Genomic DNA, 12,965 nt, shown 5'->3' with positions numbered 1-12,965 from the left:
GTATCTTTATTAACAATACAAAAAAAGTTATCAACAATTAAAATCAATTTTGCATCAACAACTTGTGTGATATTGTTTTCCTTATAAATTTGTATAACAGGATAGGATTCAATAATTTTAACCAAACAATTAATAACTATTTATTATGAACAAATCAGAATTAATCGATGCGATTGCTGCAGACGCGGGAATTTCTAAAGGTGCAGCCAAAAAAGCTTTAGAATCTTTTGTAAATAATGTTAGCGGTTCATTAGCAAAAGGTGGGAGGGTATCCCTTGTTGGATTTGGTTCTTTTTCAGTATCTGAAAGGGCAGCTAGGGAAGGCAGGAACCCACAATCAGGTGAAACTATTAAAATTGCAGCAAAAAAAGTTGTTAAGTTTAAACCCGGAGCAGAGCTGGATGGCGGTGTAAACTCTTAATATAACTTAGAATAAAATCTATTTAAAGCCTCCCGTACGGAGGCTTTATTTTTACAAAAAAAATATTTTTTTTTGTAAGGTGTTTTTTTTTAATTAAATTTAGGTCAAATTGCAAGAAGATGATTTCAATTAAACCAAAGAAAGGTTACCTGCTCATAGCAGAGCCTTCTACTATCGGAGATCTTTCTTTTAACAGGTCAGTTATCCTGCTTGCTGATCATAATTTTGAGGGTTCTGTTGGTTTTATACTCAACAAGCCCCTGGGTTATACTATAAAAGATCTCCTGCCCGAAATTCATGCCAATTTTAAAATCTATAACGGGGGGCCTGTAGAACAGGATAACCTCTACTTTATTCACAATATTCCGGACCTCATTCCCGGCAGTATAGAAATATCTAACGGTATTTTTTGGGGCGGTGACTTTGAAACCACAAAAGGCCTTATAAACAGCGGGCACGTAAAAAAAAATAATATCCGTTTCTTTTTAGGGTATACAGGTTGGGATCCCCAGCAATTGGAAGATGAGCTTGAGGTTAATTCCTGGATTGTTTCAGAAAACAGTTATAAAAACAAAATAATAGGGAAATCCAGCACTTACTTCTGGAAAGAAAAAATAATGGAACTGGGCGGTAATTACCTTATTTGGTCTAATGCGCCAGAAAATCCTTCGCTTAACTAAACCTTATTTTTGCATTTAACCTTTTTACCAACTCTGTAGCAATAGTATTTTTAAATTCTTTTTTCCTGTATTTGGTTACAGGCTGTATACCATTAATAACATTGGTAATAAAAAGTTCATCCGCCTTTTGAAGTTCAAAAGGCGAAATTGAAGCTTCTTTTACCTCAATGCCTTCTATTTTTTGGGCAAGTGCCAATACCTGTTTACGCATTATACCGTTAAGGCAGCCATCGGTTAAGGGAGGTGTAGTTAAAACATTGCCCATAAACATAAATAAATTGCCCTGTAGGGCTTCCGCAACATTTTTGGCATCATTTAGCACCAGACAATTGTTAAGGCCATTTTCATGCGCGTAAATGCTTCCTGTAACCTGTATAAGCCTGTTAGTACTTTTTAGGGTAGAGAGCAGCTGCCTGCTTACATGAAAATCTTTATAAAGGTCAACCTCATAAGGTGCTTGGTTTAACACATACAAATTTTGGTCAAGTGGCTGTGCGGTAATAATAAACTGTGTATTATTATCTGTTGGCAGATAAAATCCGCCCGAATTTCTGTAAAAAGTAAGCCTGGCACGTGCTGCTGCGCTGCCCAGTGTAGCTGTTAGCGCGATTATTTGCTCCTCCATATACTCCATGGTAAAGTTCATGGGTATTTCCATACGCAAAACCCTCATAGAGGCCATAAGCCTAAAATAGTGGTCTTCGGCAAAAATTACCCTACCGTCTAATACACGCACGGTTTCAAATACAGCATCGCCATATAAAAAAGCCCGGTTGTTTTCTAATGCGGTGGGGGTTTGTGTTAGCAGTTCTCCGTTAAAATTTATCATAAAAATGCCCTGAAATTTATTCAGGGCACAAATATAGTCGTTCTGTAAATTAATTCCTAAGCAGAACCTAAAACGTGTTTAAGGTCAGATATCTGGTTTTCCCAAAGCTGTTTAGATTCAGCCAGGCTATCTTCCTCGGCAAAATCAACTACCATAAGCGATACATCTTTGGTTATGTCGTCTACTATTATTTTAAGCTCAAAGTAATATTCTCCATCATTATTATCATCATCAACCCATTTAAATTTCACCTTCTCGCCCGATTTTTTAGAGGTCAGGCGTGCTTTCTCTTCAGAGTCATCCCAGATAAAGGTAAAAAACTCACCACGGGAGTTAACATTGTCTGCAAACCATTCAGAAAGTCCGGAAGGAGTAGAGATATATTGGTAAAGGAGTTGAGGAGAAGAGGTTATAGGAAATTCTAGCTCATATTTTATTTTTTCGTCCATTGTTGTCTAAAATTTTTGGAAATATATAATAATTCGGTATTATAAAAAAGCAATTTGTAAAATTAATTTTTTGAGTAAAATATATTTGCAGCCTTTAAATAAAGTTTTATATTTGCACCCGCATTGAGAGATACAATGCACACCGATAAAATGGCGAGGTAGCTCAGTCGGTTAGAGCGCAGGATTCATAACCCTGAGGTCACGGGTTCAACTCCCGTCTTCGCTACAAAGCCTTAACCAATTCCCCTTTAAATGGTTAAGGCTTTTTTTAAAAGCTTTCGAGATTAAAACGCTGTTGACAAACGACAAGGTAAACGGCAAAGTAAATCACAATGAAAGATCTTCTTAATGGATGCTCATATTCAGATATATGGGTTTCTCCCACTAATTGGAAAACAACTAAGAAATTAACTGGAAATTGGTACATTCAGTGTCAATTTTACGATCCGCTTTTTTCAAAAAAATATCCTGAAGGCTTTCCATTCAGGAAGAAATTAAACCGTATAAAAAATCTGGAAGCCCGAAGGGCAGCTGTGGCACTTCTCCTGAATGAGATTCCTAAACTTTTTGAAGAAAAAGGGTACAACCCTATCACTAAAGTTTTCATGGCCCGGAAAATTGATAATCAGACATTAATTTCACCTGAAACCGAATTTATAGAGGCCTTAAAATATGCACTTACTAAAGTAGTTGTAAGCGAATATACAATGAGGGATTTAAAGGTGATTGTCAACAATATTGAAAAAGCGGTAAAATCCATGCAATTGGACTTGCCATTAAAAAACGTTAATCGGCTGTTGATTAAGCAAGTTTTGGAAAGGCTACCAATGACACCTTATAAATACAATAAATACCTTACGCACCTATCAATTTTATACAACGAATTAGTAGAGCTGGAGGCATTGGAGTATAATTATATCCGGGATATAAGAAAACGTAAGACGGTAAAAAAAATAAGGGAGGTACTTACCCCTGAAGAAAGAAAAAAAGTTTTTGTACATCTTAAAGCTAATTATACCAGCTTCTGGGTTTTCATGATCATCTATTTTCATTCCGGAGGCAGGATAACTGAATTGCTTAACCTGAAAGTGCGGGATATTAATTTAACCAGGCAGTACTACCGGACAGTTATTAAAAAGGGCAGCCATTACAGGGAAGTTGACAGGCCGATTAAAGATATTGCTTTAGAATTTTGGTCTGGCTTAATAAAAGATGCTGAACCTGATATGTATGTTTTTGCAGAGAACCTGGAACCGGGGCACAGGGATAAACCTATCCGAATTGAGCAGATAACCCGCAGATGGAGAACGCACGTAAAACAACAGTTGGATATAACGGCGGATTTCTCTTCATTAAAACATTCCAATTTAACTGAGACGGTTGATGAACTTTCGGCACAGCTTGCCGCTAAACTTGCCGGGCACACCACCACTACAATGGTTAACCGGCATTATGATGTGAATAAAGAAGCCAGGGAAATGGAAATTTTAAAAAGAATGAAAAATCATTTTATTCCCGCAGATTAAAGGACTACCGATTCTATTTCCACTTCATACTGGTCAGGCGCTACTTGTGTCTTCTGATAGTTTTTTACCAGGTGAATGTTGGTATAGGCATGAATGCGGCTGCGGGCTGTAAGCCCTATGAGTTTTTCGTAATGGGCTTTAAATGTCCATGTAAAGGTTTGTGAGTTAATGCGTTTTTCCAGCCATTGCTTGTGGTAATTCTCGTGCAGGTACGGAATTAAAAGCTGAGAAGGATCTACGCTAAGGTTAAGCCCACCCACAAGGCCATTATATAGTACAAAAAAGGGCTTGCTTTTATCTTCCAGGAACCCATGTGCAGTTTGCACGCCACTGCGGAACAGTAGTGGCAGGGGCAGGGCGTTAATTTCTATATCCGTTGTCTTATCGTCGCGTGTATAACCTGCTGTTACGCTGCCCTCATAATTCTGGAAAACTTCGGCATACGTGTACACATCGCTGTTGGCATCCTGATATTTGAGCAGGAACGAATTTCCTTTATTAAATTTCCTTTTCGGAAAACGCACCTCAAATTCTGACAGGTCACGTACAGCCGCGGTTAAGAGTTGTGTTTGTATATAGTTTATGGAAACCTGGGTGCCATTTTTTTCCATATACATATTTTTCATGGCCAGTACTGCTTTGATTAATTCCCCAAAGGTCATTTCCGGTACCGCCCTGGGAATGTTTACCTGGTTTAAATTCAATATAGAAGGAATTATATTTCCTTCAACGTCATGTAGTATAATGGGGTTGACCTGAATATCAAATATGATTTCGTCTTCAAGATAACGCGCAAATAAGTCAAATAAGAGAAAGTCAGGCTGTCCGTCGTCCAGTGTTTCAAAAACAATATCAACGTTCCATGTCCGGTAATGTGAGGCTGTGTCCTGTATTGTTTTTTCCCCAATCAATTGATCCCTGTAATATATTTTAGACCATACGGAGGGGCTTTGGCTAAATGTCCTTAAATATATGCTGCCTGTAATCCTGTATTTTCCCGGTTGCGTAATCTCAAGCTGGCGTGTTAATGTCATTGAGTAGCCTTGTATACCTACGTTTGTAATTGAATCGTACTGGTCTGATAAAGCCATTAGTTCAAGGCTATCCTGGCTAATAGAAGTATAGTACTCGCAATCGGCATATAAAAGTGTTTTTTGCAACACCGGATCTGATAGGATATCGCCGTGCAGGGTAAAGCCTGCAGCCTCAATTCCGGCCTTAATAATATAAAGTAAATAGGGCAGGGGCTGCATGATGTTCCTGTTAAAGGTTTCTTCTGTTTCAATGTCCACATCATTAACCAGGAATGCACCGTTGATATAATTATTAATTATCTTATTAAAAGCATACCACACCTCGCTTTCATCAGTGTCTATCTTATCAATATGCACCTGTGGGAAATTATAATTTACTTCCGGCCATTGCTTTGTAATTACCTCGGCAGCATGTTCATAAATATCATCTACCTCCTGCAGCAGCAACGGCAGCTCCGATAGCTTCTTTCCGAAGTTGGGGAAATCATCCAGGCCATAACGCAGGGTAAGAGAAACTGTTTTTTCAATTTCCCCAATCTCAAGTACAGCTTGTTCCAGGGTATCGCCATCTACATATATCCCTTCAAAAATGGTTTCGGCCCCGGCAGCATTATAATTGCCTATCATATTGAGCATGGCATCTGTGGCATCGGTAAGCTCCATAGTAAAAGGGTAGCTGTATTTGGTAAAGTAGTTACCGCTTAGCCAGGGATTTTCTTCGTTATCGGTAATCTGATAGGCCGAAAGGTCCAGCTCAAAATCAGAATGAATAAATTTCCTCATCGTACTGCCTGTTTATTTGAAATTCTACATCATACGATACCAGCGCTTCACTGTCATCCACATTTACTATTGATTTTGATACCGGAACAATATGTATCACCTGGCTAACGGTTATAAGTACGGCGCGCTTTGCCCTCATCAGGCTTTCCACTGCAGGTTTTTCAGATTTTAAAATCCACCCGGTATTAATAGTTAGTGTGCTTACTTTTGTGGAATCTATTTTGGTTAGCACATCCACCAGATCGGTATACAGTAACTGTGTGCGGCTGTCAATATCTGATTTAACCGTATACTTCCCGCCAAATTCCATTGCAGTCTTCAGCTTATATTCATTTTCCCAAATCACCATGTTTGAATTATACCCTTCAGGAAAAACCTTCAGGAATTTTGAAAGGTTGCCTTCGGGAGTTATCAGGCGGAACTCAAACACATCCCCCGGAGCTGCACCCAGGCTGGCCATGTCTAATTTTGTTGTGCGGATGCCTTCGTTAATGGCAAAATAGTCTATTTGTTCACCGTTTTTATAGAGCTGCGCCTGTTGGAAACCTTTTACCACATAATTAATGAAGTAATACCCTGAAGGCATTACGCGTGATGCGCCGGTATGTATCTCTAGGAAACCGGTACCGGACTTAAATTCGGGCTGCAGGCCGGCAACAAAACGTATATCATTTATAATATAATGTTCATCGTATTCAGTATCAGAAAAACTTTTTTCGTGCAGGTCCAGCGTTACACTGGCCACGCGGTAAGGCTCCCCGGCTTCCTGTATAAAATCAGGCATGCGTGCCATCACCCGGTCTACAATCAAACCGATATTGAATTTCTGCTTTTGGTCAAAAAGCGGAATTTTAAAAGGGTAGTGGTAATTTTTAGGGGTATGGGTATAAAAATCTTTTGCCGTGATATACAGCATCAGTTCGTAATAGGCATCATTCAATGACGAAGTAAACTCAATAAATTTCCGGTCCAATGTAAAGGCATGGCCTCGCGTAGGGTATGGCAGTACAATATTGCCCACCACATCATACGTCACTTCAATAATGCCAAGCAGTGTATTGTTGGGCACCTTCCGTACTTCCACATTAAAAACATAGGTACCCGGCTCCATATTGGCCTGTGATAGCGGGGTAAAGGTAAGCGTAGCGCCATTAGTAACGGTTTGGGGTGATACCTGCAGCCAGGGCGGCATTACAAAATCATAATTGCCCTGGTAATAGGCCATGACAGTTTGAGGAAAGGCATCGGAAATATTTTTATAAGCTATAAAGTGAAGGCTGTCATGCTCAAGGTACAAACCATTTTCGGTAACTATGGTAACCAGTATCGGCACTTCTGTTTCACCGTTATTGATGCTTAGCGTAAATGTGAGCGGGTTCTGGGTAATCTCCTCCGGGATAATGCCACCTGCACAGAACAGTGCAAAATTTACTGTGCCGGAACCCGACATTGTAGTGCCACCCCACTCATTGGGCTGCAGCAGTGTAGTACCGGGTATGTCCGGGAACAGAAAGCCGGCCGGTGCCTGCATTGTCCAGGCATCGCCTGTTATTTGCAGGGGCTGTGATGAGGCAAGTAATTGCGGCTGGCCAATGGTCCAGGTAATATTTATAGGGCTTGGGCTAAAGCCCACGGTACCTGCAGCCACCACCGTAATAGTAACGGTAAGTGTTTTTTCGCTGTGCAGTACATTTTGCCCGGATAAACTGGTAGCCCATATCTGGTGCTTTGCAGTATAGGTATAGGTGCCCACAGGCAACTGCTCAAGGTTCTGAAAAGAATAGACCATGTCTTCCTGAAGGCCATTCTGGTAGGTATTAAATGCCAGGCTGCCCGTATACAACGGCCCGGACATAACCACCGGGGGCGAAATACTTGAAAGGCTGCCTGATAAGTAACAACGGTATTTGAAATTGCTGAAACCCGAACCGGCAATGGATCCAATAACATCTTTAAAACGGGTTACAACTGTTACCGGGGCAAGCGGTGCACCCCCCTGGGTATATACCAGGCTTATGGATGATGGGTTTAGCAGCCAATCGTTGAATAGCGGCGTAGTGCCTCCACCGGCATAGCCTCCGTTATTTAAAATTATTCCGGGCATTATAAAAGTATTGGGTTAATATCATCAATATGCTGCACATATACGCCCTGTGTGGCGATAATGTTAATGGGGCCTTCCTGGTACCAAATTTCAAGGTATAGTCCGGGGAACTGGAAAAGCGTACGCTCAACAAATTTTATACATCCGGAATGGTCAATTTTTTTGGGTAACGATTGTTGAATGAAACCATACATATCACTGTCATTAAGCAGCAGCACAACATTTTTGCATTCCGTTTCTTCGGCACCCTGCAGTATGGCTGCAGCCCGGCCTGTAAGGCACATTACTTCGTGTATTTCCACTTCAGGAAACTGGGCAGTTATTGTGCCGTAAATAAGGTCTAAAATAGCAGAAACGTTAGTGTCCTGAAAGGTCTTTGATTTTGAAAAGTTGCTCATACCCTGGCTTTTTCTTTACTGTCTTTAATTTTATCCTGTTCCTCAATCAGTTTTTTAATATCCCTCGGGTCACGGCTCACGTAGGCTACAAGGCCTTCGTTAAATATTTTCTCCATTACCTGGGTATTGCGCTCAATAACCTTCAGTAAATATTCTTTACTAACATCCTGTGCTGCCTTGGGCGCCAGTGAGGTGTCTGCCGGTACCTCAAACCGCGGATTTTTAACTTCGTCACTGTAAAAGCCTTTTTCAAATCCTTTAATGCCCCGCAGTTCCCGTATAAGAAGCGATTTTGTTTCCGGGCTCATTTCCCTGTACGCTTTGCTGTCAATCACCATTTCCGGACCGTTCTCACCCGCAAGGAAATAGGTAGGCTTATTTACCATGCCGCTGCGGGTTTTGCCCCCATACTTAGCATTAAACATTTTGCCGTCCTGCTCCCTTTTTACATATTCCGGGTAAAGGCCTTCTTCATAACCACGTGCAGGCAGTGGCTGCTGTTTTATAGTGGCAATCTGCAAAGCCCCGGTAGCTGCTGCCAACGCTGCAAATACCAAGCTCAGCGGCCACGGGCTTTGCAGGGCAGAAGTGACACCCTTGGCGGTATTTACAATAGCCTCAACTATATCAATGGTACGTTTGCGTTTTGCAGCTTTGTACTCCAGCTCTGCCTTTTTCTTTTCATAATCGGTCTCCAGCTTACTCATGCTGCGGCGGTACTCTACCTGGCTGATGTAGCCATTGTCAAGCTGCCACTTCAGTTTCCGCTTTTTAGCTTCTGCATTTCTTTCATATTCATTAAGCCGGGCGCTTTCCTGTGCGCTCACAAAATCAGAATATGCCCCCCACGCATTTTGCAATGCCGATGTACCCATTTTTACGGCGGCGAGTTTTTCTTCAAGGGTATCAAGGCTGTCAAAGGTTTGTTCCCACTGGTCTACTGTGAAGCCTAAAATATCGGCATCGCCAAAAACATTTCCGGCTGCCACACCAAAATCATCACTGCCACCTTCTCCCTGAAGTTCGGCTTTTGCCTTTATTATTTCAGAGATTTTAAGTTTCAGCTGTGCAATTTCTTCTTCAAACTGTTTCTTTTGCTCCGGGGTAAGAAGATCGAAATCTATAGCATTGTTCTGGTCGTTAATTACAGCCTGAAGCTGTGCTACCATTTGCTTTAAAAAGTCCGATTGCCTGTACAGTTCTTCTTTGTTAAACTGTTCCTGAAGCTTCTTTTTGCCTTTTTCATTTTCACCCAATGCAGCCATGGCATAATTGTGGGCCGTTTCCCGGGCAATCGTTTCTTTATCAAATTGCTGTTGTAAATCGTCAAAACGCTTATTCTCCGCATTAATGGAAATAGTTTCCATTGCCAGTTGGTGCCGTCCTTCTTCCAGTTCTATAAGCTCATTGATGTGCTTATTTTCCTCCAGCCAGTATTCCCTGATGTGTACCAGGTTGGCGCGGTCTACCACAGAGGTTTCCGGCGCATCAATCCGGGCATTTAATTTGGCTATCTCGCTTTCGTTTACCAGCTGTTGTTTCAGGTCGGCCAGGCGGCGCTTATGCTTTTCGGCTTCCAGCGCTTCCTGCTTATCATAACCATCTTCAATAAGTTCCAGCCTTTCGTCAATAGCATCACGCTCCAGGTCTAATGCTGCCTTGCGGGCTTTCTGTAAATCATCCAGGTCTTTTTTGCGCTGGTCATCTCTACGTTTACGGGCTTTGTCTTCTGCTTTTTCATCACCGGGGACAATAGCAGAACCTCCATCATCTTTGGATTTGGTTTTTATATTAACAGTAGCATCATAGTTTGCCTGTTCTTTAAGCAGGCTATCAATTACATCCTGTATTTCCTGAATGCTTGCATTTTTATTATTTATAGCCGTCAGCACATTTAGCATAGCTCCGCCGCCGGGCATAGTCGCGCCTGACTTCATAGTGTTCCACAACATCTCAAAATATGAGATATTATCCTTCAGGTTTGATTTTTCAATATCAAGTATCTGGCTGTATAATTCAGTGATTTTTGAAGCTACCGCTTTTGCCCTCGCAGATTTTTCAAGAGCTACTATATAATCATCAATGAGTTTCTTCCCTTCCTTAGTGGCGGCGTTCTGGAGGGTGAGGCCTTTAAGCATTTCCGGATTGAGCGCAATAATATCTTTAAGGGCTTTTTCCCTTTCTTTATCACTACGGTTGGTATCATTAACTATTTTTAGGCGTTGCTGAAGAAGATCCTTTTCTTTTTTAACGGCAATGGCTGTTTCTGCAGCCACATCGTTAAACATCTTCTGCTGGCGTGTTGCTTTATCACCCTTTTCTGCAAATAAAATGTACGCTGCAGCAACTGCAGCAACCATACTTAATACAAGCCCCCATGGGGTGGTTTTCATAGTGGCAGCCATTACCCTTATCGCCTGAGTGGCGCCTTTAATATTACCGGTAAGCAGCATGGTAACTGCTGCGTATGCTTGGCTTGCAATTATTCCTAAGTTTTCCATTAAAACACGGGCTTTTAAGCCCAGTGTATATAACTTAGATGCCTCCCATGCGCTCTTTGTGGTCAATGCCACAACCTGAGTCCAGGCAGCGTTTGTAATGAGCGCAGCCGTAACCACACCTACTACTTTAGCCAAAAAGGCAAGCGTATTCCGGAAGGCAGAAACATTTCCTTCAGTATCTTCCATAGCGCCTACAAATTTTGCAAACCAGTTTACCCCGGCTTCAATAAAGGCTACTACACTATCAGATGTAAACCAGCCCAACACCGTTTTCCTTAACCGTTCCATTGTGGCGGCCAGGTTATTATTTTTTATATCATACTCCGCTGTGAGGGATGTTGCTTCGGCCATGCTTTCCCCTGCCAGGCGTATTTTATCCCGGAAAAGTTCAACGTTTTCAGATGCAGCACCCAACACCTGTTTTACCTGCTGGTCATTCAGCTTCAGGTAATCTAATATTTTGGCAAGCTGTGTGGCATCAAGTCCTTTTATGGACTTAGAAAACTGGAAGAAAAATTCAGTCGGGTTAGTGTTTATTAACTCCTCCAGTTCTTTTGCCGGCCGTCCCATAACTGTTGCAAACTTGTCTACATCCCGCGCGGCTATAGTTATAAATTTGCTATAATTGTTTCCGGCAATTTCCGCTTTAAGCCCCGATTCTTCAAACGCAGCGCCAAGCCCCAGAGCCTCTTTAACAGTTGGGCGCATCTTTCCCGGTATCGTACCCACAATCTGTACAAATTGTGATACATTATCTTCAGATGCAGTTCCGGCAGCTCCTAAATCATTCAAAGCAGAACCCACAGCTTCAAAAGCTTGTTCTACACCCACATCACGTAACTCTGCGTAAAGCCCTTTAATCCTGCCCAGCTGTTCGGCTACCTGGCTGGCGCCACCCTCAAAACTATCACCCAGGGCTACTGAGGCTTTATTCATTACTTTTACAAAGTCTCCAATTTCCTGTTTTGCAATACCAAGGCGTCCGCCTATTTCGGCAATACCCAACAGTTCTATACGTGATGTACGGGTTTTCAGCATTCCGAATGACTTGGCCAGGTCTTCCACCTCCTTTTTAGTCATTCCGGTAGTTTTCTGCACATTACTTATACTGTCTGACAGTTTAGCATTAAAATCAAGGATCTTCTGTATCGAAAGCACCACCCCCGTAACCCCTGCCACGATAGATGCCCCCAGGGCAGCATACCGGTTAAAGTTATCGGCAAGGCTGCCAATACTCCATTTTGCCTGCTGCGCATTACCTCTAAGCTCACCCATACGGGCATTTACTTTTTGTAATTCGGCTTCGTATCGCTTGTAATCTTCTGTACCGGGAATTAAATGAGATAAAGTGGCCCTGAGCATGGTAGCCTCGCTACGAAGCTGGCTCATGGTTTTATCAGTAAGGTCAAGGGATGATTTTAGTTCTTTTATCCGTTGATTATTGCGCTTAACAGCTGCTTCATTCTTATTGATTTCGGCAGTTAGCGTTTTGTAGTCTGCTGTATCGGTTTTCTTCTGGCGCTGTAGTTTCTTTTGTTCCTTAAGTTGATCGGATAACGATTCTTTAAGGCTTATGTTCGCCTTTTCAAGGTCCAGTATTTCTTTCTGGGCCTCATTGCCATTAATAACAATGGAAAGTTTTATTTTATCATCGGATAACCGCCGGGCCATAGTAAGTGGAATTTCCCCAAAAGTGGCAAACCCCCGGCACCTAAACTGTAACATGAAAAAAGCCCCATTTACGGGGCTTTTAAAATATAACTAATATGAAGTATTAATTAATATTGAAGTTTTAAAGACGATAATTCTGAACCTAACTTATGTAGTGCGGCTTCAATTTTTTTCGCGCTTTCCGGTCGGGGTTTCCTGTGCCCGGTAGCATAATGATGTAATTGCTTCTGGTTTATACCAGTTAGCTTTTCAAGCGCCGGATTGTTGAACAGGCGTTTGTAATGTTCTAAGAAACTCTGCGTGTCATAAGTGTATTCCAACACATACTCCTTCTTTAAAATGTCTGGCACGTTCTCCGCAGTATTATGCTCTTTTAATAAGCGGATAGCATTTTCAACAGACCTTTTAACTTCTTCTACAGATTCCCCGGCTGCGTACACTCCTTCGACATTTTCTGCATAAGCAGAAAATAAGTCATCTGTACGCTCAATGACAATCTTAATAGTTTCCATTGTTTTAAATTAAATTTTTAAAGTACTTACAAGCGACTTTAATTAGCTTATAATATG

The 12,965-nt window shown here is 41.6% G+C and carries 10 protein-coding genes and 1 tRNA gene; 4 read left to right on the top strand and 7 right to left on the bottom strand.

What is annotated here, in order from left to right; all coding sequences use genetic code 11:
• The first annotated feature begins 145 nt into the window (after positions 1-145).
• Positions 146-421: an HU family DNA-binding protein gene (locus ABS766_RS10100; protein WP_408085025.1), complete on the top strand. Its 276-nt coding sequence runs from the start codon at positions 146-148 to the stop codon at positions 419-421.
• A 119-nt stretch (positions 422-540) separates the two neighbouring features.
• Positions 541-1,101 carry a YqgE/AlgH family protein gene (locus tag ABS766_RS10095; protein ID WP_408085024.1) on the top strand — a complete coding sequence of 187 codons (561 nt, stop codon included), beginning with the start codon at positions 541-543 and terminating at the stop codon, positions 1,099-1,101.
• Here ABS766_RS10095 and ABS766_RS10090 read toward each other — a convergent pair.
• Both ABS766_RS10090 and ABS766_RS10085 read right to left on the bottom strand, forming a co-directional pair.
• Entirely contained in the window at positions 1,094-1,930 is an 837-nt protein-coding gene (locus ABS766_RS10090; RefSeq protein ID WP_408085023.1) for an aminotransferase class IV, read from the bottom strand. The two genes, ABS766_RS10095 and ABS766_RS10090, sit on opposite strands and share 8 nt — an antisense overlap.
• 56 nt (positions 1,931-1,986) lie before the next feature.
• A complete protein-coding gene (locus tag ABS766_RS10085; protein ID WP_408085022.1) occupies positions 1,987-2,379 on the bottom strand; it encodes an START-like domain-containing protein in 393 nt (130 codons plus the stop codon).
• Between the two features lie 152 nt (positions 2,380-2,531).
• Here ABS766_RS10085 and ABS766_RS10080 point away from each other — a divergent pair.
• Both ABS766_RS10080 and ABS766_RS10075 read left to right on the top strand, forming a co-directional pair.
• Positions 2,532-2,605, top strand: a tRNA-Met gene (locus ABS766_RS10080).
• Positions 2,606-2,711: 106 nt separating this feature from the next.
• Positions 2,712-3,905, top strand: coding sequence for a tyrosine-type recombinase/integrase (locus ABS766_RS10075; RefSeq protein ID WP_408085021.1), 1,194 nt, complete (start codon positions 2,712-2,714; stop codon positions 3,903-3,905).
• On the opposite strand, the gene ABS766_RS10070 is transcribed toward ABS766_RS10075, so the two are convergent.
• The 5 genes from ABS766_RS10070 to ABS766_RS10050 are packed head-to-tail and all read right to left on the bottom strand — an operon-like array spanning position 3,902 to position 12,908.
• The gene (locus ABS766_RS10070) at positions 3,902-5,722 is read right to left on the bottom strand and encodes a hypothetical protein (RefSeq protein WP_408085020.1); all 1,821 of its coding nucleotides are present in this window, start codon (positions 5,720-5,722) and stop codon (positions 3,902-3,904) included. The two genes, ABS766_RS10075 and ABS766_RS10070, sit on opposite strands and share 4 nt — an antisense overlap.
• Positions 5,700-7,826: a hypothetical protein gene (locus ABS766_RS10065; protein WP_408085019.1), complete on the bottom strand. Its 2,127-nt coding sequence runs from the start codon at positions 7,824-7,826 to the stop codon at positions 5,700-5,702. Before ABS766_RS10065 ends, ABS766_RS10070 begins: the two co-directional genes overlap by 23 nt.
• Positions 7,826-8,224, bottom strand: coding sequence for a hypothetical protein (locus ABS766_RS10060; RefSeq protein WP_408085018.1), 399 nt, complete (start codon positions 8,222-8,224; stop codon positions 7,826-7,828). The genes ABS766_RS10065 and ABS766_RS10060 overlap by 1 nt, the downstream gene beginning before the upstream one ends.
• Positions 8,221-12,450, bottom strand: coding sequence for a phage tail tape measure protein (locus ABS766_RS10055; protein WP_408085017.1), 4,230 nt, complete (start codon positions 12,448-12,450; stop codon positions 8,221-8,223). The genes ABS766_RS10060 and ABS766_RS10055 overlap by 4 nt, the downstream gene beginning before the upstream one ends.
• A gap of 53 nt (positions 12,451-12,503) precedes the next feature.
• Positions 12,504-12,908, bottom strand: coding sequence for a type II toxin-antitoxin system HicB family antitoxin (locus ABS766_RS10050; RefSeq protein ID WP_408085016.1), 405 nt, complete (start codon positions 12,906-12,908; stop codon positions 12,504-12,506).
• Positions 12,909-12,965 lie beyond the last annotated feature (57 nt).

Origin of the sequence: Flavobacterium rhizosphaerae, from assembly GCF_046000445.1 — a bacterium.
GTDB lineage: Bacteria > Bacteroidota > Bacteroidia > Flavobacteriales > Flavobacteriaceae > Flavobacterium > Flavobacterium rhizosphaerae.
The sequence above is the reverse complement of the archived record's forward strand: the minus strand, read 5'-3'. Positions and strand labels throughout refer to the sequence as shown.

Bases quoted from the DNA above. Each gene is read 5' to 3' on its own strand.
- ABS766_RS10100 (WP_408085025.1), top strand. From the start codon at position 146: ATGAACAAATCAGAATTAATCGATGCGATTGCTGCAGACGCGGGAATT.
- ABS766_RS10095 (WP_408085024.1), top strand. From the start codon at position 541: ATGATTTCAATTAAACCAAAGAAAGGTTACCTGCTCATAGCAGAGCCT.
- ABS766_RS10090 (WP_408085023.1), bottom strand. From the start codon at position 1,930: ATGATAAATTTTAACGGAGAACTGCTAACACAAACCCCCACCGCATTA.
- ABS766_RS10085 (WP_408085022.1), bottom strand. From the start codon at position 2,379: ATGGACGAAAAAATAAAATATGAGCTAGAATTTCCTATAACCTCTTCT.
- ABS766_RS10075 (WP_408085021.1), top strand. From the start codon at position 2,712: ATGAAAGATCTTCTTAATGGATGCTCATATTCAGATATATGGGTTTCT.
- ABS766_RS10070 (WP_408085020.1), bottom strand. From the start codon at position 5,722: ATGAGGAAATTTATTCATTCTGATTTTGAGCTGGACCTTTCGGCCTAT.
- ABS766_RS10065 (WP_408085019.1), bottom strand. From the start codon at position 7,826: ATGCCCGGAATAATTTTAAATAACGGAGGCTATGCCGGTGGAGGCACT.
- ABS766_RS10060 (WP_408085018.1), bottom strand. From the start codon at position 8,224: ATGAGCAACTTTTCAAAATCAAAGACCTTTCAGGACACTAACGTTTCT.
- ABS766_RS10055 (WP_408085017.1), bottom strand. From the start codon at position 12,450: ATGTTACAGTTTAGGTGCCGGGGGTTTGCCACTTTTGGGGAAATTCCA.
- ABS766_RS10050 (WP_408085016.1), bottom strand. From the start codon at position 12,908: ATGGAAACTATTAAGATTGTCATTGAGCGTACAGATGACTTATTTTCT.